We start from the raw sequence: 22,588 nt of genomic DNA on the forward strand, positions 1-22,588 counted from the left end.
TATTACCTTGCATTGAAACAAAGCACTCAGTGAAAACCCGTGAGGTCGAGTTTTTATAGATGTACGGGCTCGGTTAGCTGCTGGCAATCAGCTAGTATTGGTAGTATTTACCACAGGCTGTTGCTGGCTTATGCGAAAATGCCATCACAGAGAATAGCAACGCGCTAGGATTAACAAATTACTAGGCGTTGATTTAAAACATGAGTAAATGCCCCAACATCCTAACTAGCTGTGTTTTTGCGTGTTAAAAATGCGGCCAATTCACTCCGATTTTTTACTGTATTTTTGGGATGCCCGTGAAAACTGTTAAAACCCTCACCTTAATGCGTTGGTTATTTGGCCAGCTTGCTCCTTACAAAACAAAAGTGGTTTATGCCATTACTGCATTGATCGTAGGCTCGGGGTCTTGGCTGTTATTAGGTCAAGGGGTGAAAGTCGTGGTGGATGAGGGCTTTGTGGCCAACAATGCAGCCATGTTAAATCAAATGATGTTGGTTGTGGTGGCGATTGCGCTACTGGGTAGTATCGCGGCTTATTTTCGTTTTTATTGGATGATTTGGCTTGGAGAACGCGTCAGCGCCGATATTCGCCAGTCAGTCTATTCACACCTTTTAACTCTGCCTCCTGCATTTTTTGAGCAAACCCGCACCGGCGAGGTCATTTCGCGATTTACCAGTGACACCACTGTATTGCAGTCGGTGGTGGGCATGGGCTTATCAATGGCGTTACGTGCGAGTATTACCTTTATCGGTGCGCTGTTGTTAATGCTAATCACTAGCCCGATGCTGACGTTGTACGTGCTTATCGCCGTGCCTATTGTATTGATGCCTATTCGCTTTTTCGGCGCTAAAGTGCGTTTACACGCCAGAAACAGTCAAGACCGAGTGGCTGATTTGGGGGCTTACGTAGACGAATCATTGCATGAAATTCACACGGTGCAGGCCTACTCACATGAACAACTCGACAGAAGTATGTTCGCTGGGCGCGTTGAAGATGTCATGAGTGCAGCGAACAGTCGTATTCGTTTTCGCGCTCTAATGATGGCTACCATCATGGGGATCAGCATGACGGCCATTACCCTTGTAGCCTGGTTAGGGGCCAAACAGGTATTAACCGCTAGTATTAGCGCCGGGGAGCTGACCGCGTTTATGTTCTATGCGGTAATGGCGGGGGGCGCAGTGGCGACCCTAAGTGAAGTGATTGGCGAAGTACAAAAAGCGGCAGGGGCAAGCGAGAGATTGATGGAACTGCTGCACACGGACAGCGCGATCGTCATCGCAGAAAAGCCAATTGCCTTGGCAAATAAAGTGCATGGGAATTTGCGCCTAACTGATGTTCATTTTAGCTATCCAAGCGGAGAGGGTAGCCCTGCCTTACAGAATATTTCCCTCGATATTAAGGCGGGTGAACGTATAGCTTTGGTGGGCCCCAGCGGAGCAGGAAAATCAAGTTTATTCCAATTGTTGCTTAGGTTTTATGATGTTCAATCGGGGCAAATTAGTTTAGAAGGGGTGAATATTGCTGAACTCGATTTAGACACGCTACGCCAGCAATTTGCCCTAGTGCCCCAAGAATCAGTGATATTCGCCAGCAGTGTGGCAGAAAATATTCGCTATGGGCGACCAGACGCTACTGATGAAGAAGTGCACAGTGCGGCAAAGGCCGCCAGAGCCGATGAATTTATCGCGCAATTGCCTGATGGCTATCAAACCTATTTGGGCGAGCGGGGTGTGCGTTTATCCGGTGGGCAAAAGCAGCGAATCTCTATCGCCAGAGCGATACTGGCCGATAGGCCAATTTTGTTACTCGATGAAGCAACCAGCTCGTTAGATGCCGCTAATGAACAGTATATAAAGCTCGCGCTGGATGAATTAATGCGGCATAAAACCACGTTAATTATTGCCCACCGCTTAGCCACAGTGATAAATGCAGATCGCATCGTGGTGATGGAACACGGCAAAATAATCGCCGTAGGTAAGCATCAAGAGTTGCTTCACAGCAATGCGCTTTATCGCGAATTTGCCCAGTTGCAACTGGTTAGTTAACACTGCTTTTTAGCTACGAATAAGAGAAAGCCCATGAAAATAGCCCAAGTTGGCGAAACTATTTTGCATCAAATGGCTAAACCGGTTGCAGAAGAAGCGATCAAAAGCGATGCGTTTCAGGCCTTTGTAGATGAATTACTAAGCACTATGCAAAATGCGAACGGTGTGGGTATCGCAGCTCCTCAAGTATTTGATGAGCGCGCGGTGATGATTATTGCATCGCGCCCAAGCCCGCGCTATCCAAACGCACCTGAAATGGAACCTTTGGTGCTGATTAACCCCAAAGTAATACAAAGCGCACAAGAGAGCGTAAAAGATTGGGAGGGCTGCTTATCTGTTCCTGGTTTACGCGGATATATTCGCCGTGCCAGTTGGGTTGAAATAGCGTATCAACAGCGAGATGGTAGTCAGGTTTCAACACGTTTAAGTGGTTTTGTGGCCCGTATCTTTTTGCATGAGTTCGACCATCTTATTGGCAAAACATGGCTGGATCATGTTGAAGTGAATACCGATATTATGGCTGAATCGGTTTGGCGTAAGAAAGTAGCAGGTATTGTTGAGCCGCAAAATGATAGCACTGGTTAGTTTTGTCTCCCCGACCCGCGTAATTTTGTAAAGTATGTATACAAATGAATGCTGGTAGGTTTAAACCAATGCTGTTAATTTTTTAATTTGAGATTTAGCATAAAGCTACATCTGTGAATACCGTTTATAAGAGTAAGGATATCCGTTGCAAGCAGTGTTAAGTAAATTTTTAGTTATAGCGCGTTGGTCACTTCTGGGGTGTTTAAGTACGCCTGTATTGGCTCAAGCGAATGCCGATACTAACGCGCCCACTCCGAGAGAGCAGTTTGCCCAGTGCGTTGTCGATTTGCAGCAACAGGCCAAATCAGTTGGGGTTTCTCAGCGTGTGACGGACGAAGTGTTAGGCAAAGCTCAGTTCAAAGAAAAAATTATTTCGCTGGACCGTAACCAACCAGAGTTTGTGCAAACCTTTACTGATTATTTTGAAAAGCGGGTGAATACTTGGCGTATTGATAAAGGCCGACAAATGCTTGCCAAGCATCGTGCGTTTCTAAACGAATTAAACAAAGAATACGGTGTACCCGCTCAGTACTTACTCGCCTTTTGGGGGCTAGAAACCAATTTTGGCTCTTACAAAGGCAAAAGCCCAGTCATTGACTCTTTGGTGACACTCGCTTGTGATAACCGTCGTAGTCGCTACTTTTCCAGTGAGTTAATGCAAGCTTTGCTGCTTATTGACCGAGAAAAACTGGATGACAAGCAAATGGTCGGCTCATGGGCTGGCGCTATGGGTCATACCCAATTTATGCCTTCCGCTTACATGAAATATGCCGTAGACGGTGATAAAGACGGGCAAATTAACCTGTGGAATAGCGAGAAAGATGCGCTGGCTTCTGCGGCTAATTTTTTGAAAAATTTAGGTTGGCAAGCGGGCTATAAGTGGGGCCGTGAGGTTAGTTTGCCTGAGTCGTTTGATTATACGCTAGTAGGTAAAAACAGCCCTAAGACACTTTCGCTGTGGAACGATGCCGGCGTGACTCGCACAGATGGTAAGCCTGTAGGTGCGGCGGATATTAAAGGGGCATTGCTGGTGCCTGCTGGGCATGAAGGGCCGTCGTTTTTGGCTTATAAAAACTTCAATGTGATTTTACGCTGGAACAACTCTGAGTATTACGGCATTGCGGTAGGGCATTTAGCTGATCGCATTGCAGGCTTGGGCACCTTGTCGAAACCTTTGCCTAAATTACCTGATTACACAGTAGATGAAATGCGTCAGTTGCAGGATAAACTCAATGAATTAGGTTTCGATGTGGGCAAAGCGGATGGGATTTTAGGCCCCGGCACGCGCAGCGGAATTCGCCAATTTCAGCTATCTAAAAACATGATTGCAGATGGCTACCCCGCGCGAAATGTTTTTGATGCATTAATGAACCAGCCCAGTCCGAGTAACTCTTAATCTGCACTCGTTAATTGGCCGACTGCTCTTAGTTGGCCAATCGCTACACTTTTATTGGATATGTATTTGGCTTTTTTAGCGACTTTACTGGGCTAATACCAATTCCACCAATTAATTAACTACTCAGCGAAAATTCGCCCGTAGGGAATTCCCCAGCGGGTTTTGCACTGCGTTATCGGTATTTGAAAGGGAACAACCATTACTGCACACCGCCGCCTTGTTCAAAGCCCGCTGGTTGAATTCTGAGTGAGCAATTATTTAATGGAATTGGTATAAAAGCCGCTTTAGGTATATACTCCCGCGGTCAAATTTTAAGCACCTTTTTTATTGTTTTTCTATCGTTTTGTGGAGTTGTATGTCCAACCTGAGTCAACCTGTCGCTAAATCGCCTGTTAAACGCCAGCCTGCTGAGCGTATGAAAGCCGAGCGCGGTCTTTTTTCTTACCCCAAATATTGGGCAGAGTGTTTTGGCCCTGCGCCATTTTTACCCATGTCACGCAAAGAAATGGAGATCTTAGGTTGGGATAGCTGCGACATTATCATCGTAACGGGGGATGCCTATGTGGATCACCCTAGCTTTGGTATGGCAGTCATTGGCCGAGTGCTAGAGTCGCAAGGTTTTCGCGTTGGGATTATTTCTCAGCCAGATTGGACCAATAAAAACGATTTTATGCAGCTAGGTGAGCCAAATTTATTTTTCGGTGTTACCGCAGGCAACATGGACTCCATGATCAACCGCTACACTGCTGAGCGTAAATTGCGTCACGATGATGCTTACACTCCCAATAACGAAGGGGGCAAGCGCCCTGATCGCGCAGTGACGGTATACACCCAGCGTTGTAAAGAAGCGTATAAAAAGCCTGTGGTGATAGGGGGTATTGAAGCGAGTTTACGACGTATTGCGCATTATGATTATTGGTCAGATAAAGTTCGTCGCTCGGTCCTGTTTGATTCAAAAGCTGACATGTTGATGTTTGGTAATGCAGAACGTCCGTTACTTGAAATGGCTCACCGTTTTGCCGCTGGCGAAACCATAGAGCAAATGCAAGACATTCGCGGCACGGCCGTGATCCGTAAAGAGCCATTGCCTGGCTGGCAAGGGGTAGACTCAACACACTTTGATACGATAGGTAAAATTGACCCAGTCATCAGCCCTTACGAAATCATTGAAGATAAATGTGCTGTTTCCTCTGAAGCAGACAAACAAGCTGCGATTGAAGAACAAAAAGCCCAACCGGTTGTTGTGCAGCCGTTTACCTCGAAAACCAAGCGCCGTAAACCTTGGGACAAAACCTATGTGATGTTGCCGCCTTATGATGTAGTGCGCGCTGAGAAAACGCATTATGCACATACATCGCGCATACTGCATAAAGAAACTAACCCGGGTTGTGCGCGTGCATTGGCACAGCGCCACGGGGATCGAATTATTTGGATTAACCCGCCGGCATTTCCCCTTGAAACGCATGAAATGGACGCCGTATTCGACCTACCATATGCTCGGGTGCCGCATCCTCGTTATGGCAAGGCAAAAATTCCGGCTTACGACATGATTAAAACTTCAGTGAATATCATGCGTGGTTGTTTCGGCGGCTGTACGTTCTGTTCGATTACTGAACATGAAGGACGCGTTATTCAAAGCCGCTCTGAAGAATCTATTATTCGCGAAATCGAACAGATCCGTGACAAGGTGCCAGGCTTTACTGGGGTCATTTCAGATTTAGGCGGGCCAACCGCTAATATGTACAAATTGCGCTGTAAAAGCCCGAAAGCAGAGCAAGCTTGTCGTCGTTTGTCGTGCGTCTGGCCAGAGATTTGTGGCCACTTAGATACCGACCAAACGCCAACAGTGGAGTTGTACCGTAAAGCGCGTAACGTGGAAGGGGTTAAGAAAGTGCTTATTGCCTCGGGCGTACGTTACGATTTAGCCATTGAAGATCCAAACTATGTTCGTGAGCTGGTCACCCATCACGTCGGTGGGTATTTAAAAATTGCGCCTGAGCATACCGAGAAAGCCCCTCTGGACAAAATGATGAAGCCAGGCATGGGGACTTATGACAGATTCAAAGAATTGTTCGACAAATACACCATGGAAGCGGGCAAAGAGCAGTATTTGATCCCGTATTTTATTTCGGCGCACCCAGGCACCGAAGATGAAGACATGTTGAACTTGGCGCTGTGGTTAAAAGAGCGCAATTTTAAACTCGACCAAGTGCAGAACTTTTATCCGTCACCTATGGCGAATGCGACCACTATGTATCACACAGGGAAAAACCCGATACACAAGGTGAATCATAAGAGTGAAGCGGTGACGGTAGCGAAGGGCGAAATACGCCGACGATTGCACCGTGGTTTCTTGCGTTATCATGATCCGGCAAATTGGCCCATGCTACGCAAAGCGCTTACTGACATGGGCAAAGGGTATCTGATTGGCAATGGTCCTAAATGCTTGGTGCCAGCAGAGAGCCGTAATGAGCTAAAAGGCCGAGAGCAAAAAGAATATGCCAAACGCGCTGCAAATAAAGCGTACGCCAAAGGGAAGGGCAATGGTCATCAATCAGCTAAAGGCAAAAAAGCGCAACAAGGCTTAACACGTTTCAGCGACAATCAGCCGCATAACAGAGCGGGCGGCACGGAAAAGGCGGGCGAATCCGGCCCAAGTAGTCGGCGCAAAAACAACAGTCAAAAACGAAGAAAGCCACATTAAATGTGGCTTTTTGCTTAAAGGTGAAGATAAAACGCAGTCGTTTACTGACTGAGCGCCTTGATAATATGCTCGCTAAATGCGGGCAAATCGTCTGGATTACGGCTCGTAATTAACTGGCCGTCTATTAATACCTGAACGTCTTGCCAATTAGCGCCCGCGTTACGTAAATCAGTTTGAATGCTCGGATAAGACGTTAAGTTTCGCCCTTTAACGATGCCGGCTTCAATCAGTAACCATGGCCCGTGGCATACTGCTGCGACAGGTCTTTGTTTTTCATCGGCGAAAAAATCTTTAATGAAGGCAATGGCCGCATCACTGGTACGTAAGGTGTCAGGGTTGAATAACCCACCGGGTAATACCAGTGCGTCATATTCCTCACTTTTGGCTTCTTGTAGCGTTAAGTCGACCTCAATCGATTCGCCCCAGTTATCTTCGTCCCATCCCTTAATTGAGCCTTTCTCAAGAGAAATAATATCTACTTTTACGTTTGCGTCTTTCAAAGCATTAAGGGGATGAAATAATTCGCTTTGCTCAAATCCATTGGTGGCTAATATAGCAACGCGTTTGTTTTCTAGTGACTGTGTCATAATTTCTCCTTCATTTCTGCGTAAATATTTACACAAAAAAATGCTAAGGGCATGCCAGAGACGCAGCCTAGATAAGTTAGCTTGTACGCCCCGCCGATTAAAGGGTGAGTGAAATTGAGGTGAGGGGATATCGTTTAGCTCGTCTTTTTCAGCGACGACATTTTACCGATTAAGGCAATTTTTACAGAACGGGGAAATACTCATGAGGCGAAAATCCCCGTAACAAGCAAGTACTCATTAGGAGAAAGTATTCACAAGGAGAAAGTACCCATAAAATATTAGATTTCCATGCGCTAAGCGCGCGCACAAAGGCGCCGCTATAAATGCTTCAGTTATAGTGACTCGGTGATAACGTTACTTCAGGGATTTTCGGGAGACGCTAGGGGCGGTCAAACTGCTGATATATAGCGCATCTTCTGTTTCGAGCACCCCAGTCGTTAGGGGGTACTTACCGGTTGGATCTTGCAAGTCCATGACGACTTCGCCATTTTCATTGATTTTAATCACGTGACCATATTCTTGTGCTTGAGGGCGCATGGCGTTAGGCAGGCGCTGCACTATTTTGCGCAAAAAAGGGGATTCAGATAAATCATCAAGGCTGTTGGAGCGAGGTGATGCAAAACCAAGCCAATAGCCGCCACTTGGTGAGCGAGCTATGTTATCGGGAAAGCCGGGTAGATTATCGATAAATACATCTGAGGTGCCCGCTTTTGGCCCCGATAGCCAGTAACGCATTACCCGATAACTCCCTGTTTCATTCACAAGCACGAAGCGTTGGTCGTGGCTTACGCAGACACCGTTGGCAAAGACTAAGCCTTCAAGCAAGACAGAGGTTGAACGACTTTTGGGATCATATGCGAGTAAGCGCCCATTGCCCTTGTGCTCTAAGATCTCAAGTAAACTTGCTGCCAGAGTACCGCCAAATGTCTGTGCGCTGAACTTACTGGTTGCGTCGCTAAAGTAAATTAGGCCGTCATCTGCAACGTCCACATCATCTGCGTACACTATGTCCGTTCCGGCGACTCGCTTCGTCAACAGGCTGATTTCCCCGCTGGGGCTAATTGACAATAAGCCTTTTAGCGCATCTGCAACCAACAAATTACCTTGCTTATCAAACTCAATGCCTAGTGGACGGCCGCTGGTATTGACCCAAGTCGTGAATTTTTCACTCCCTGGTAAGAGCAACATGATATCCCCTGCGTGAGTCGCTGTAGCAATGGTGCCATCGGGTTTCAGGGCGAAATCTTCAGGCCCGTGTTGACCGTCTAGCGAAATACTCTCTAGGTTTGCTAGCTTGGTGTTGGAGGCATAAAGTCCCAAGTAACCTGGGTTTTTCGGCGCCTGCCAAGCCACAGGCTCAACGGGAACGGGCCAAAAAAGCAAATAACTGAGCAGCGCAACGAGCACGAGTAGGCTGAGTGTGAGAAATTTCATAGTATCTTCTTGATATGAACAACGAGTAAGCACCTAAAGCAGGTATAGCATGGCGCTATCGGCGAGTTAAATTGAGTATAGTTATTCAGGATTATTTATTTACCTGATTAGTAAAATGATCGTGTCATTTAATAGCCATGAAGCTGAAGTATGCTGATATCCGGATGAGAGCTCTGTGTTGTATAGCGCTCACTGGGCTGAGGGATAAAATTAAAAATCGCCGATAAAGCGGATTTTATCGCCATTAAAAACCATTATCGCTGCACTTAACATCTTATTAACCCCTATTTTTGTAGGGAATAGCCGGTATAAGGCCATAAACATACAGGTTATTTTTATTTTTACGCCATAAGCCTTATACTTGCTCGGTTTTATATACATACTCAAGAACGTCCGGTGTTCTTTGAGTCAACCAAGAGGTCCTAATTGTGTTAGAAGCATATCGTAAACATGTTGAAGAACGTTCTGCCGAAGGTATCCCACCTAAACCATTAAACGCCGAGCAAGTTGCCGGTTTGGTTGAGTTACTAAAAGCGCCGCCTGCTGGCGAAGGTGACTTTTTACTTGAGTTGTTGTCAGAACGAGTTCCGCCGGGCGTAGATGAAGCTGCTTATGTAAAAGCGGGTTTCTTAAATGCGATCGTAAGCGGTGAAGCATCGTCTCCTTTGATCAGCAAAGACGCGGCTATTCAGTTATTGGGTAACATGCACGGCGGTTACAACATCGTCACTTTGGTTGATGCACTAGACAACAGTGAATTGGCCGAACTTGCCGCTGAAGAATTGAAGCATACCTTGCTTATGTTTGATGCGTTCCATGACGTGGAAGAAAAAGCCCGCGCAGGAAATGAGTTTGCAAAAGACGTATTACAATCTTGGGCTGATGCTGAGTGGTTTACCTCTCGCCCAGACGTACCTGAGAAAATCACTTATTCAGTCTTTAAAGTCACCGGTGAAACTAACACTGATGATTTGTCACCAGCACCTGATGCATGGTCACGTCCTGATATTCCTTTACATGCTCGCGCTGCTTATAAAATGACGCGTGACGGTTTAACACCTGAAGTTCACGGTGAAGTAGGCCCTCTTAAGCAAATCGAAGAAATCAAAGCGTTAGGTCATCCTGTTGCTTTCGTTGGTGACGTAGTTGGTACCGGTTCTTCGCGTAAATCAGCCACTAACTCAGTATTGTGGTTCTTCGGCGAAGACTTGCCTGGCGTACCTAACAAGCGTGGTGGCGGTGTGTGTATCGGTGGCAAAGTCGCCCCTATTTTCTTCAACACCATGGAAGATGCTGGTGCGTTGGTATTTGAAGCTGACGTAGACCAAATGAACATGGGTGATGTGATTGACATCTTCCCTCTTGAAGGTCGTATCGCAAATGCGAAAACGGGCGAAGAGTTAGCGAAGTACGAATACAAGTCTGACGTATTGTTAGATGAAGTACGTGCTGGTGGACGTATCAACTTGATTATCGGTCGTGGTTTGACTGAAAAAGCCCGTGAGTCTTTAGGTCTAGGGCCTTCTGACCTGTTCCGTAAGCCTGTCCAACCAGCTGACACGGGTAAAGGGTATACCCTTGCTCAAAAAATGGTAGGTAAAGCATGTGGTGTTGACGGTATTCGTCCTGGCACTTACTGCGAGCCTAAAATGACCACTGTGGGCTCACAAGATACAACTGGCCCTATGACCCGCGATGAGCTTAAAGATTTAGCATGTTTAGGTTTCTCTGCTGATCTAACTATGCAGTCGTTCTGTCACACTGCGGCTTATCCTAAGCCTGTTGATATTGACACTCAGCACACCTTGCCTGATTTCATTATGAACCGTGGCGGTGTTTCACTTCGCCCAGGTGACGGTATTATTCACTCTTGGTTAAACCGTATGTTGTTACCTGATACTGTAGGTACAGGTGGTGACTCACATACGCGTTTCCCTATGGGTATTTCATTCCCTGCAGGTTCTGGTTTGGTTGCTTTTGCTGCCGCAACAGGCGTTATGCCTCTTGATATGCCAGAGTCAGTATTGGTTCGCTTTAAAGGCAAAATGAAACCAGGTATCACCTTGCGTGATTTGGTTCATGCCATTCCTTTATACGGTATCAAGCAAGGTTTATTGACTGTTGCTAAAAAAGGTAAAGTAAACGCCTTCTCTGGTCGTATTCTAGAAATCGAAGGTTTGGATGACTTGACTGTTGAGCAAGCGTTTGAATTGTCTGATGCGTCGGCTGAGCGTTCAGCAGCGGGTTGTACTATTAAATTGTCTGAAGCATCTATCGCTGAATACTTGAACTCTAACATCACTATGCTGCGTTGGATGATCAACGAAGGCTACGGTGACCCTCGTACGCTTGAGCGTCGTGCTCGTAAGATGGAAGAGTGGTTGGCTAACCCAGAGTTAATGGTAGCAGATAAAGACGCTGAGTACGTTGAGACCATCGAAATCGACCTTGCTGATATCAACGAACCCATTCTTTGTTGCCCGAATGATCCAGATGACGCAAAAACCTTGTCTGACGTAGCTGGCGAGAAAATTGACGAAGTGTTCATCGGTTCTTGTATGACTAACATTGGTCACTTCCGTGCTGCAGGTAAACTACTTGAGCAATACAACAAAACGTTGCCAACGCGTTTGTGGATCTCTCCACCAACTAAGATGGACAAAGCCGTGTTGATGGAAGAAGGCTACTACAACATCTATGGTCGCGTAGGTGTACGTACTGAAATGCCTGGTTGTTCACTATGTATGGGTAACCAAGCACGTGTACTTGCCAACTCAACTGTGTTGTCTACGTCAACGCGTAACTTCCCTAACCGTTTAGGTGATGGTGCTGATGTCTACTTGTGTTCTGCAGAGCTTGCTGCTGTTGGTGCAATTGTTGGTCGTATCCCTACTACTGCTGAGTACATGGAATACGCGAATAAGATTGAATCTATGTCAGGTGACGTGTTCCGCTACTTGAACTTCGATCGTATCAACGAGTTCAAACAAGCAGAAGAAGCAGCGAAAGAGAAGATCATCCCTGCTTTAAACATTGCTTAATCACTGATTTAACTCGTTAAATTAGGGTAAAATAACGTAAGCCGAACAGGTTAGTTCCTTGTTCGGCTTTTTTATTGATTAATTCTGTATTTTCTCACTCTGCTGTATTGCAACTATTCCTTTCTGGATTACTGTGAAGTAGACTTTAGTCTAACGCGCGAAACTAACTCATTGTTTTCAAGATGATTTTATCGGGTTAATTACAAAGACCCCGTTCATATTGGCACGTAGTCATCAATGAGCTAAGGTGTTTTATTTACGTAAATGGAAGGCTTATGACATTTAAATTTTTACGCTTATTCTGCTGTGTATCACTTGTAGGCAGTTTTACGCTACCCATTCAAGCTGTTAATGCGCAGGAAGCGAAACAACATCAGACTTTGCCAACAGTTAAAATTACGCTACAAGATATCCCTCTTGAAGTCGAGTATGCCCATACCTTTGAGCAACGCGCCATGGGGTTGATGTATCGCAAAACCTTATGTGAACAGTGCGGGATGTTATTTAAATTTTCTGGCTCTAAAAAAGCCAGCATGTGGATGCAAAATACCTTTTTGGCACTCGATGTAGCGTTTATCACAAGTGACGGAGTTATCACCGATATTAAGCCTATGCAGCCTCATGATTTGACCTCAGTTGGCGCATCTGAAGCGGTACTCTATGCATTAGAGATGAACCAAGGGTGGTTTGCTAAAAACGGTATCAAGGTGGGTGATAAAATGGTTATCAAAACCCCCTAAGGTATGGTGATATTAGCTGGCTTTAGCGCGAAATTCATCGCGCCTACCAGCTTGTTATCTTTTCAGGTCGCTTTTAAATACATACAGCCACAGCAATTTTATACAGAGATTTATTTAGTTACTCTGATGCCTGCTCGTTTAAAAAAGGAGTGATGCGCGCTTTTGTGACTTGCTCAAATCCGTAAGCGGCCTCTATCAATAGACCCTCGCTTTTCGCTTTACCGAAGAAGCTTATATTAACAGGCATGCCTCTAACTGCCCCCATGGGAACGGTAATGTGTGGGTAACCTGCCACTGCTGCGGCACCGCTGGCCGAACCAAGAAAGTGGTCACCATCAATGTGGTCTATCTTCCAAGCGGGGGCAGTAGTCGGGGCAATAAGTAAATCGACTTTGTATTTTACCAAAGTGGCATCAATCCCTTCTTTGCCTGCTTTACGTTTTGCATTGCTTAATGCATCAAGATAACTTTGTTCATCGAGTTTGGGGGCATGCAGGGCGCTTTGGAATATTTCTTGTCCGAAGATCGGCATAGTGCGCTCTTTAGTCGCTTGGTTGCGCTTTATTGCTTCTTGCAAGTTTTTCACTGGGGCATTGCTGGTGGCTAAATAGTGATTTAAGCCTGCTTTAAACTCTGCGAGTAAAATACTGTACTCGTCTTCATTCCATTCACCTTTATTTACAATATTGGCATTGTCTACAATAATTGCACCAGCTTCTTTAAGCACATTTAACTGGGCTTCAAATACGTCGTCAAGTTGTGGATGGTAGCCCATCATATTGCGCACTACGCCAATACGTTTGCCTTTGAGCCCATCAATTTTCAAGTGTTCAGACAAAGACAAAGGAGCAATGCTCGCTGCGTCGTTGGGATCTAGGCCCATCATGGCTTCTAACATTATCACGGCGTCGGCTACTGAGCGTGTCATTGGCCCTGCTGTGTCTTGTGAATGAGCGATCGGGATGATCCCGCTGCGACTAACAAGGCCTAACGTGGGTTTAATGCCTACAATGCCGTTTACGGCAGCAGGGCAAGTGATAGAACCATCTGTTTCTGTACCTACGGCTAACAAGGTCAAATCAGCAGCGACGGCGACACCTGAGCCTGAACTCGAGCCACAGGGAGAGCGAGTGGGATCATGAGGATTGAGAGTCTGGCCATGAAGGCTGCTCCAGCCGCTGGAAGACATAGTTGAGCGAAAGTTTGCCCATTCAGATAAGTTGGTTTTACCTAAAATGATGGCGTCTTGTGCTTTTAATTTTTCGACTAAATAGGCGTCTTTACTAGGTATATGTTCGCGCATAAGCCAAGAGCCTGCAGTGTTAGGCATACCAGTGGTATCTATATTGTCTTTAAGTAATACCATCGCGCCAAATAAAGTACCAAGAGGTACTTTATTTTTGAGCTTTTTGTCTAGCGCAGCGACCTGTTGATCAAGTTGCTGGTTAAAGGTGACCACCGCATTGAGCTTAGGGCCATTATCATCAAGTTGTTCGATTCGTTGTAAGTAGTAGTCACGTAATTGAGCGACACTTAATGTACCTTGGCGCAACAATGTTTGGGTTTGGATAAGAGTGAGTTCATGCATTTGCGTGACATGGCCCGCATTGGCAAAAACGTAGGCAGAGTTTGCACTAAATACAGTAATGGCGACGCCAGCGACTAGCCTTTTCATTATGGTTTTATATAGGCGCATATATCGGTTTCCTTAGGGAGTTGTTTTTCGCCATTAATTTAAATCGTTATGGCATATTATTATTATTCACTTGGTATTTTGTGAAAGCTTTTATACTTTGTTAATAACAGATTAGGACCACTATCGCATAGGCTATTTAAAAAAAGTGTACAGAAACAGGCAAAATGTACTTTATCTGCGCTAAAAAACTGGTAATTTATGGCATCTTTTTTGTACATATTTTAATTAGGAAAAACATTGAGTGACTCTTCGATAAATGTAGCTAAATTTGGTGGTACCAGTGTTGCAACTTACGCAACCATGCTTAATTGCGCCAAAGTTGTCATGGGCAACCCCAATACCAAGGTAGTTGTGGTGAGCGCGTCTGCTGGGGTAACGAATATTTTGGTTGAGCTTGCACATAAAGCGCTTACCAAAGATGAAATTTCCGCTTATGTAGAGCAAATCCAAGCTATTGAATTCGCAATATTAAATGACTTAGGTGCGCCAAAATTGGTCGCCGATAAGTTGTTAGAACTTCTTGAGTCATTGAAGCAATTGGCGTTTCATGAAGAAATTCTTCATCGCCCAGATCTTAAAGACAGTTTGCTGTCGCACGGTGAGCGAATGGCTTCGTTATTATTCAGCGAAGTTTTGACCCAACAAGGTTTACCTGCTGATAACTTTGATGTTCGTAAGGTTTTACTCACCGACAGTGAATTCGGCCAAGCCGCACCGCAACTTGAGGGGATCAAACAGCGCGCGACGCAATTGATGGCACCTGAAATTGCCAAAACCGTGCTGGTTACTCAAGGCTTTATCGGTTCTGATGAGGCTGGGAATACCACCACGCTTGGCAGAGGCGGTTCTGACTTTACCGCTGCGTTATTAGCCGAGGCACTAGGCGCACAAAGCTGTGAAATATGGACAGATGTGATTGGCGTGTATACCACAGATCCACGCATCACAGATGCTGCACGCCCGTTACCTGAACTTAGCTTTGAAGAAGCAGCTGAAATGGCCACATTTGGCGCTAAGGTTTTACACCCTGCGACCATGGAGCCAGCGCTTCGTCAAAATATCAAAGTGTTTGTGGGTTCAAGTAAAGAGCCGGAAAAAGGTGGTACTTGGATTGTACGTGATTGTGAGTATGAGCCGTCGTATAGAGCTATCACGCGCCGTAAAGATCAAGTAATGGTGACAGTTAAAACACCCAAGATGATGTACGCACAGGGCTTCTTGCAGAACGTGTTTACCATTATCGCTAAGCATAACCTGAGTGTTGATTTGGTTACCACATCTGAAATTTGTGTGTCATTCACTTTGGACAACCCACCGAATTCAGTATTGCAGCGTTTAAACCGTGAGACTATTGAAGAGCTTAGCCAGATTTGTGAGGTTGAGTTAGAAGAGCATTTTGATCTTGTAACTGTAGTTGGGAACAATATGCACAGTGCCGCTGGCGTCTCTAGCCGTATATTTGCCGCTGTTTCTGATTTTAACTTACGAATGATTTGTTTTGGCGCGAACGTACATAATATGTCTATGTTAGTGAGCGAGAAAGACAGTTCAAATGTGGTGAAAGCCCTGCATAAGAGTTTGTTTGAAGCTGAATAATTAACGCGTTTTAGCCATAAAAAAACCGCTAACGTCAAAACGTAGCGGTTTTTTTGTGCCCAAATGAATGTGCAATATAGGCTAACTAAACCTTAAATTGCTGTACAGAGCTTTGTAGCTCTTCAGCAAGCTTGGCCACCTCGTGGCTCGATTCAGACGTTTGATGTGCCCCTACAGAGGTTTCTTCGGCGATATTTACTATGTTTTCTAGCTTCTGACTGATTTCCTGCGATACCACGTTTTGCTCTTTCGCTGCCTGAGCAATCTGTGAGCTAACGTCATAGGCTTTGTGTACCGCGTCAGAAATGAGTTGTAACGCACGGGTAGAGCCTTCGGTTTTCTCTACGCAGACAGTGGTTTGTTCTTTACCTTGATTCATTACCGCTACGGCTTTTTCAGCACCGGCTTGAAGCACTTCAATCATTGAATTGATTTCTTGTGTTGATTGCTGCGTTCGACTGGCAAGCGTTCTAACTTCATCTGCTACCACAGCAAAGCCGCGGCCATGCTCACCTGCGCGGGCAGCTTCGATAGCTGCGTTGAGTGCTAATAAGTTTGTTTGGTCAGCAACGCCGCGAATAACGTCTAAAATGCCGCCTATGCTGGCACTGTCTTGATGAAGTTTATTAATGACCTCAGCTGCCTCTTCAACATCACGGGCAAGCACTTCAATAGTACGAATATTCTCTTCAGAAATGGCTTTAACTTTCTCTGCTTCTTCATCAGCGTGTTGAATTTGGCGTAACGTATCTTCTGCACTTTGGCTAACCACCATTGACGTGCTGTGCATCTGAGTGGTTGCCGTCGCCACTTGAGCGATTTGAGATTTTTGCTCTTGAATCGATGTGGTCGTTTGCATCGTTACCGCTGATGTTTCTTCTGATGCGGCGGCAAGCTGTGCTGAGCGAGAGCCTATTCCAGAAATAAGCAGCTTTAGGCTATCAATGAGGTTATTACAGTTGGTGGCTAATGTGCCAAACTCATCGTCTGAAGAATCGTCTAAACGACGGGTTAAATCGCCAGAGGAAACCACCTTCAGCATCTCATTTACTTTGTGTAAAGGCTTGATGATGGCGCGCACGCCAAAGAAAGCGATGACACTGGCAATCAGCACTGAAATAATCACAATAAAGATAGTTTTTAAGTTACCTGAACTGATAGAGCTCTTAACTGATTCTTTGGCCACCGTTGCCTTGTTGTCTGCCAATTTCGACAAGATATTAAGTTTGGTAATCGCGAGTTCAATATTCGCATCTGACGCTCTGTAGGCCGCGGTCGCATCGTTTTGTTTGTTGATCTTTTTAACTTGGTTTTGTAACAAGCCGGTTGGTGAGCTGACTAAATCTAAGACTGAACCGGTCATCTGATATATCTCAGATAAACTGCCGCTTGGATCTCTTCCCCCCGCAGCATTTTGAATATCACTCAAGGATTCACGGATTTGATTGAGCACCAATTTAACTTCATTACCCAAGGTGTCGGCTCTAACCAGATTTTGGGTTTTTATATATTCGGCACTGACAGTGATAAGTGACATTAAATTTGTTTCGAGGCGATTCGCTAATTCTGATGCTTTAGTGAGTTGGGCGTTATTTTGTACTTCATCTAAATCTGAGAAGTCTAGGATTAACGACGATGTATCGTCTGCATTGTCTTCAATATCCCCTAACTGATCTTGCAATGTATTGCGTAATTCTAAGTCGTCTTGGCGGCTATTAAACAGTGTCAGGACGTTAACTTTGTAGTCTTCATAAATAGTATCAACCTCAGCGAGTGAGGCTTTCAAGTCTGGCTCTTGGCTAACCACACGTTTGAGGGTATTAAACTCGCTTTCGAAAATACTTTGGCTACTGTTGAAGGCTTCATTCTTTTCATCTAGCCCGCTGAGCCCATCGCCATAGTACGCTTCGGCGGTTAAGCGCCCCATATTTAGAAATGATACCTTCAGTTGGCTACTTCCGCTTACGGTGGGGAAAGCTAGGTTACTCACCTCCTCCGTGGCGTCGTCAATATCATTTAAAGTGGCGAGTGAAAAGATGCCCATGACGATAAGCAGCGAAGTAATAATGGCGAAACCGCCTACAACGCGCATAGCTACTGTCATTTTCATGTGTGATCTCCAAGAAACGAATTTATTATATGTGTTCGAGCGATTATTATGCTGTCGATTCAAGCTAAACTGAGCCAGCGAGTGTTACACAGAGCTCATCGTCTTCCATCAGGTTAGGCGTATGCCATTTGGCCTTTAATTATAAAAAACGATACCAGTCTTTTTATCTTTTCTATATCAGCTATTTAATCTCTTCTATGTAGTATCGACATACATTCGAGTTACATTAACTAACTTTCTGACTTTACTCTAATTATTTTGTAAATAAGGAAGCCTTACCCAAGGGCTAATATTCGCCACTGGCTTGAGGGGAAATGGCTTAACTCGTCGATATTTGTTGCTGCGTGTCACTTCGCAGCAAGGTCATGTGCCCACCCCATACATAACCTGTATCCAGAGCTATAAATTTCTCGTTATTTGTGTCGCCGTCTAACGCAGCCCAATGACCAAAAACAACCTTTTGTTGCGCTTCAAGCTGTGGGTTTTCAATTGTGAACCAGGGGGTAAGGGATTTTGGCGCATCACTTGGGTGGGTTTTGCAGTTGAGGTCTAGCCGATTGTCTTTTTCCAAGAATCGCATTCTGGTAAATGCATTGATGATGAAGCGTTGCCGTGCTTCACCCGTCAGATCATCACGCCAGCGGTTTGGTTTATCACCGTACATGTTTTTTACTAACTGCTGCCATTGTGTGCTTTGTAGAGCGCCACTTATTTCAGCACTTAACTCGAGCGCTTTGTCAAAAGACCAGGTGGGATAAAGGCCGGCGTGAGCCACAAGCGTCGTGTCGTTGATATTCATCGCCAGCGGTTTTGTGCGCAGCCAATGGCAATATTTGGCAAAATCCGCCGAGGCAATAACAGCGTCTAGTTTATCGCCTTTTTTCGCGCGTTTTACACCGCAATATATGGCTAACAGATTAAGGTCGTGGTTTCCCAGAACGGTTTGAAAACTATCACCTAATCCATAAAGATATTTAAGCGTGTTTAGGGCTTCAGTGCCGCGCCCTATAAGATCACCCACCGCATAAAGTGTGTCAGAGCCTGGGGTAAACCCAACTTTGTTCAACAGATCTTTAAGGCCGCTTAAGCAGCCCTGTATATCACCAACGATATAATCAGCCATAAGTAAATTCGGGTTTAATTGATTTGATGAGGCACAGCTAGGCGAAAAATATCAATGGGTACACGAAACAGCGCGCCATCTTTATCCTGCATTTCATAGAAACCTTGCATAGAGCCAACTGGGGTATCCAGCACTGCGCCACTGGTATACTGAAAACTGTTACCACTGTCTATTTGAGGTTGTTGGCCGATTACACCCGCGCCTTCAACTTCAGATTGCTTACCATTTCCGTCAATGATCAGCCAATAACGGTTAATCAGTTGCACGCTTTCGTGGCTATTGTTGGCTATGGTAATTTCGTATGCGAAGGCATATTTGTCTGCTTCGTTAGCAGCATGTTCCGGCAAATGCTGGGTATTGACACTCACATTGATTTTGTCACTTAGCTCGTGACCAGAAACGAAAGGGGTAGTCATCTAATTCTCCTGAATACTAAACGCAAGATCAGCTATTTGCCCAAATTGAGCCAATGACAAGTTCTCAGCACGCAACTCAGGGTTAATATCCAGTGAAAGTAGTTGTGCTTCACTTACGCTTTCTTTCAAGCTATTTCGTATGGTTTTGCGACGTTGATTAAATGCTTGGGCGCAGACTCGATTAAGTACCTCTTCGCTTTTAACCGCCACAGGCCTTACTTTATGCGGAATAAGGCGCACGACAGCTGAATCCACTTTAGGCGGTGGGTTAAACGCGCCTGGAGGTACGTGGATAACCGGCATAATATGGCAGTGATATTGCGCCATTACCGATAAACGCCCGTAATTTTTATTACCCGGAGAGGCGGCAAGTCTGTTCACTACTTCTTTTTGCAGCATAAAATGCATGTCTTGTACTTTATGAGCAAAGGAAAACAAGTGGAACATCAAAGGAGTTGAAATATTGTACGGCAAATTCCCGAAGACCCTAAGGGGATTTTCTTCACTGAACAGCTCAGAAAAATCAAATTTCAGGGCGTCTTTTTCAACAATGTTTAGCTTGCTGGCAATAAAGGGATGTGTGCGCAAACGTTGGGCAAGGTCTCGGTCTAACTCGACTACCGTTAATTCATCGATGAGTTCGCAAACAGGCTCTGTGATTGCACCTAAACCAGGACCAATTTCCACTACATTTTGCCCATTCTGTGGGTTAATGGCAGAAACGATTTGATCGATGATGTAGGGGTCATGAAGAAAGTTCTGACCGAAACGTTTTCTGGCTGTATGGCCTAAGTGTTGTTTACTCATTGTTTACTTTTTGCCAATGAAATGGCTTCCTTAATAGCGATGCTGAAACTACCAACATCGGCTTGGCCCTTAGCGGCTAAATCGAGTGCGGTTCCATGATCCACTGAAGTACGAATAAAGGGTAATCCCAAAGTGATATTGACTGCCTGTCCAAAGCCTTTGTATTTTAACACAGGAAGACCTTGGTCGTGATACATGGCAAGTACCGTATCAGCTTGTTGTAAGTACTTCGGGTTAAAAATGGTATCTGCTGGTAGCGGCCCCGTGAGGCGAATGCCGTCTTGACGCAACACTTCCAGAGCTGGAATGATAGTATCGATTTCCTCGCGGCCTATGTGTCCATCTTCGCCGGCGTGGGGGTTTAACCCACAGACAAAAATATGCGGTTGGTTAATACCAAATTTGGTTTTAAGGTCGTGATCTATTATACGGATCACCCGATCCAATTTAGGCCCAGTAATCGCAGCTGATACCGCAGTTACCGGAATATGCGTGGTAGCAAGCGTCACACGTAAACCTTCGGTAGCAAGCATCATAACCACTTCTGGCGTATTTGACTGCTCGGCAAAGTATTCAGTATGCCCACTAAAGGCAATACCTGCTTCGTTGATAATGCCTTTGTGTACCGGGCCTGTCACCAATGCTTGAAACTCATTACTGAGGTTCATTTGGCATGCCTGATACAAAGTATTGAGCACGTATTGGCTGTTAGCCTTATCTAATTGCCCTGGGGTGACATCGGCGTACAGCGGGATATCAACAATATATAATGCGCCTGCAGGTTGAACGTCAGTGCAGTTTGTATCGTAAGGCAATAAGACTAGAGGCAGGCCTAGTGCATTTGCACGGTCACGCATCAGTTTTGCACTGGCAAAAACCACTAGCATTGCCTGCCACGATTGCTGAGCAAGGGTGATAATTAAGTCGGGGCCAACCCCTGCAGGTTCGCCCGGTGTAATAGCTAGCTTAGTGGTCATTGATTAGCTGTTGTCTTTTTTATCAAGTAATTCAACGTACGCGCTGTCACGCATTTCTTTCAACCAAGCCTCGGTTTCTTCAGCAAACTTACGTTGGAACAACAACTGATAAGCTTTATCTTCTTTACGTTTTTCAGTGGCGTCTTGCACACGTTTGTCCATCAGTTGCATTAAATGCCAACCGTGGGTAGAGCGTACAGGTTGACTGATTTCGCCGACCTCTAGTTTCTGCAATGTGTCTCTAAAAGCGGGAACATATACGTTAGGGTCTGCCCACCCTAAATCACCGCCGCGTAGCGCCGAGCCAGGGTCGGCAGAATGTTCTTTGGCCAACTCAGCAAAGTCAGCTTCACCCGCCAGTAGCTGTTTTCTGAATTCAATCAGCATTTTTTCTGCTTTCTCGTCGCTCAGGATCACCGACGGTTTAATCAAAATATGGCGTGATTTGAGCTCGGCGACTTCAACTTTTTCAATACCGCGGATATCTATAATTTTTAATACGTGAAAACCCGCGCCACTGCGAATAGGGCCGATAAGATCATCTTTGCTTGTGCCTTGCACTGCTTCGGCAAACAGAGTTGGCATAGAGTTAATATTCATCCAGCCTAAATCACCCCCTTCAAGGGCCTTAGAGCCAGAAGAAGACGCTGTCGCTATCTTGGCGAATTCAGAGCCGTTATTTAGTAATTCGAGCACTTTTTCAGCTGTGTCTTTGGCTTTGCTCACATCGGCGTCAGTTGGCTCTGGCGGGAAGCCAATCAAGATATGCCCTAAGTGATATTCAGCTTGTTGGCCGCCTTGCTCGTCAATTAACTTAACGAGGTTACTAATTTCTTGCGGTGTGATGTAAATACGACGACGCACATTCGCACGGCGAACCTCACCAGAGATCAACTCTTTACGTACTTGCTCACGATAGACCTCAAAACTGACGCCTTCAGAAGCAAGACTTTGGCGTAGCTGTTCAACAGTGGTGCCGTCTTCTCTTGCAATATTGTCAATGGTTTGATCTAACTGAGGATCGCTAATTTGAATCCCCATGCGATCAGCCATTTGGCTTTGCAAGCTATCAACGATCAAACGTTCTATCGCTTGGGTACGTAGTACGCGATCTGATGGTAAGGTTTGATTATTGGTTATCGCGTTACGCTTTACAGTACTAACTAGCTCTTTAATTTGGCTTTCTAGTACCACGCCCTGATCGACGATGACTGCCACATTGTCCAAGCGGGTTTGCTTGGCGAATGTGCTAAACGAAATAAATGCCAAAAGGGCAAAAGTGACTACAGTTAATTTCATATTTATGGTTACTTATTAATTAAAATTTACAC

The 22,588-nt window shown here is 45.3% G+C and carries 16 protein-coding genes; 7 read left to right on the forward strand and 9 right to left on the reverse strand.

All coding sequences use genetic code 11. The features are described from left to right. Positions 1-296: 296 nt before the first annotated feature. The 4 genes from GCHA_RS11125 (at position 297) to GCHA_RS11140 (ending at position 6,730) form a co-directional block, all read left to right on the forward strand. Complete coding sequence (locus GCHA_RS11125) at positions 297-2,045, forward strand: ABC transporter transmembrane domain-containing protein (RefSeq protein ID WP_007988187.1); 1,749 nt, start codon at positions 297-299, stop codon at positions 2,043-2,045. Positions 2,046-2,078: 33 nt separating this feature from the next. Then, entirely contained in the window at positions 2,079-2,630 is a 552-nt protein-coding gene (gene def / locus GCHA_RS11130; protein ID WP_007988189.1) for a peptide deformylase, read from the forward strand. Between the two features lie 145 nt (positions 2,631-2,775). Next, on the forward strand, positions 2,776-4,026 hold the full coding sequence (locus GCHA_RS11135; RefSeq protein WP_007988190.1) for a lytic murein transglycosylase: 1,251 nt from the start codon (positions 2,776-2,778) through the stop codon (positions 4,024-4,026). A 355-nt stretch (positions 4,027-4,381) separates the two neighbouring features. Then, a complete protein-coding gene (locus GCHA_RS11140; RefSeq protein ID WP_007988192.1) occupies positions 4,382-6,730 on the forward strand; it encodes a YgiQ family radical SAM protein in 2,349 nt (782 codons plus the stop codon). A gap of 41 nt (positions 6,731-6,771) precedes the next feature. On the opposite strand, the gene GCHA_RS11145 is transcribed toward GCHA_RS11140, so the two are convergent. Continuing rightward, positions 6,772-7,317, reverse strand: coding sequence for a type 1 glutamine amidotransferase domain-containing protein (locus tag GCHA_RS11145; RefSeq protein WP_007988194.1), 546 nt, complete (start codon positions 7,315-7,317; stop codon positions 6,772-6,774). 354 nt (positions 7,318-7,671) lie between these two features. Further along, a complete protein-coding gene (locus GCHA_RS11150; RefSeq protein ID WP_007988196.1) occupies positions 7,672-8,751 on the reverse strand; it encodes an SMP-30/gluconolactonase/LRE family protein in 1,080 nt (359 codons plus the stop codon). Between the two features lie 428 nt (positions 8,752-9,179). On the opposite strand from GCHA_RS11150, the gene acnB reads away from it, so the two are divergent. Together acnB and GCHA_RS11160 are read left to right on the forward strand one after the other, a co-directional pair. Continuing rightward, entirely contained in the window at positions 9,180-11,792 is a 2,613-nt protein-coding gene (gene acnB, locus GCHA_RS11155) for a bifunctional aconitate hydratase 2/2-methylisocitrate dehydratase (RefSeq protein WP_007988201.1), read from the forward strand. Positions 11,793-12,067: 275 nt separating this feature from the next. Beyond that, entirely contained in the window at positions 12,068-12,532 is a 465-nt protein-coding gene (locus tag GCHA_RS11160) for a DUF192 domain-containing protein (RefSeq protein WP_007988202.1), read from the forward strand. A gap of 118 nt (positions 12,533-12,650) precedes the next feature. Here the strand turns inward: GCHA_RS11160 and GCHA_RS11165 are convergent, their stop codons facing one another. After that, positions 12,651-14,228 carry an amidase gene (locus GCHA_RS11165; protein ID WP_007988204.1) on the reverse strand — a complete coding sequence of 526 codons (1,578 nt, stop codon included), beginning with the start codon at positions 14,226-14,228 and terminating at the stop codon, positions 12,651-12,653. Between the two features lie 237 nt (positions 14,229-14,465). Here GCHA_RS11165 and lysC point away from each other — a divergent pair, with 237 nt between their 5' ends. Continuing rightward, positions 14,466-15,824: a lysine-sensitive aspartokinase 3 gene (lysC, locus tag GCHA_RS11170; RefSeq protein ID WP_007988205.1), complete on the forward strand. Its 1,359-nt coding sequence runs from the start codon at positions 14,466-14,468 to the stop codon at positions 15,822-15,824. 85 nt (positions 15,825-15,909) lie between these two features. On the opposite strand, the gene GCHA_RS11175 is transcribed toward lysC, so the two are convergent. From GCHA_RS11175 to surA, 6 genes are all read right to left on the reverse strand, one after another. After that, complete coding sequence (locus GCHA_RS11175) at positions 15,910-17,934, reverse strand: methyl-accepting chemotaxis protein (RefSeq protein WP_007988207.1); 2,025 nt, start codon at positions 17,932-17,934, stop codon at positions 15,910-15,912. Between the two features lie 319 nt (positions 17,935-18,253). After that, positions 18,254-19,057 carry a symmetrical bis(5'-nucleosyl)-tetraphosphatase gene (locus tag GCHA_RS11180; protein ID WP_007988209.1) on the reverse strand — a complete coding sequence of 268 codons (804 nt, stop codon included), beginning with the start codon at positions 19,055-19,057 and terminating at the stop codon, positions 18,254-18,256. Between the two features lie 14 nt (positions 19,058-19,071). Next, the gene (gene apaG / locus GCHA_RS11185) at positions 19,072-19,473 is read right to left on the reverse strand and encodes a Co2+/Mg2+ efflux facilitator ApaG/CorD (RefSeq protein ID WP_007988212.1); all 402 of its coding nucleotides are present in this window, start codon (positions 19,471-19,473) and stop codon (positions 19,072-19,074) included. Further along, a complete protein-coding gene (gene rsmA, locus GCHA_RS11190) occupies positions 19,474-20,280 on the reverse strand; it encodes a 16S rRNA (adenine(1518)-N(6)/adenine(1519)-N(6))-dimethyltransferase RsmA (RefSeq protein WP_007988214.1) in 807 nt (268 codons plus the stop codon). It lies immediately after the preceding gene. Next, positions 20,277-21,257: a 4-hydroxythreonine-4-phosphate dehydrogenase PdxA gene (gene pdxA / locus GCHA_RS11195; protein ID WP_007988215.1), complete on the reverse strand. Its 981-nt coding sequence runs from the start codon at positions 21,255-21,257 to the stop codon at positions 20,277-20,279. The genes rsmA and pdxA overlap by 4 nt, the downstream gene beginning before the upstream one ends. Before the next feature lie 3 nt (positions 21,258-21,260). Further along, entirely contained in the window at positions 21,261-22,556 is a 1,296-nt protein-coding gene (surA, locus tag GCHA_RS11200; protein ID WP_007988217.1) for a peptidylprolyl isomerase SurA, read from the reverse strand. Positions 22,557-22,588 lie beyond the last annotated feature (32 nt).

Source organism: Paraglaciecola chathamensis S18K6, assembly GCA_000314955.1.
Taxonomy (GTDB): domain Bacteria; phylum Pseudomonadota; class Gammaproteobacteria; order Enterobacterales; family Alteromonadaceae; genus Paraglaciecola; species Paraglaciecola chathamensis.